The sequence below is a fragment of the Variovorax sp. P4_D9 genome, assembly GCF_056401695.1.
In genome coordinates this window covers 1-520 of record NZ_JBFUIU010001776.1, presented here as the reverse complement: position 1 = coordinate 520, position 520 = coordinate 1, and the positions used below count along the sequence as shown (strand labels likewise).

1 pseudogene is annotated in these 520 nt (G+C 61.5%); it reads right to left on the bottom strand.

What is annotated here, in order from left to right:
* A pseudogene (locus AC1DY5_RS58290) lies at positions 1 to 520 on the bottom strand (IS630 family transposase); the annotation flags it as partial.

Below are 520 nucleotides of genomic sequence, written 5' to 3'. Positions count from 1 at the left end.
GCAGGAACGCGATCTGGATATGGCCGCCCAGGCTGTCCAGATAATCGCGCACCAGGCGACTGCGGTGCGCCTTCAAGCCATCCCAGATGACCAGCAGCGGCTGCTTCAGATGGGCCTTCAGCGCCTTGAGGAATTCGACGATCTCTTCCTTCTTGATGCTGCCCTCGTGCAGCCGGAACAGGCAGTTGGTGCGCGTGAGTCCGGCGATGACCGAGACGTGAGTCCAGTTGAAATGGAACTGGATGATGGGTGTCTGTCCCTTGGGCGCCCAGGTGCGCACTCGGGTGGGGCGCTCGCTGATGCCGGACTCGTCCACGAAGACGATCAGCCGTCCCTGTCGCTGGGCTTTTTTTTAAGCGCCGGCCAGGTACWGCGTTTCCAACTGCGCACCGCATCTTCGTTGCGCTCGATGGCGCGCTTCTCAGGCTTTTGCACGCTGAAGCCCAGACTGCCCAGAATCCGCCAGATTTGCGTCTGGCTAAAGCGCACACCGTGCATGCGCTCAATGACAGCGCCCACC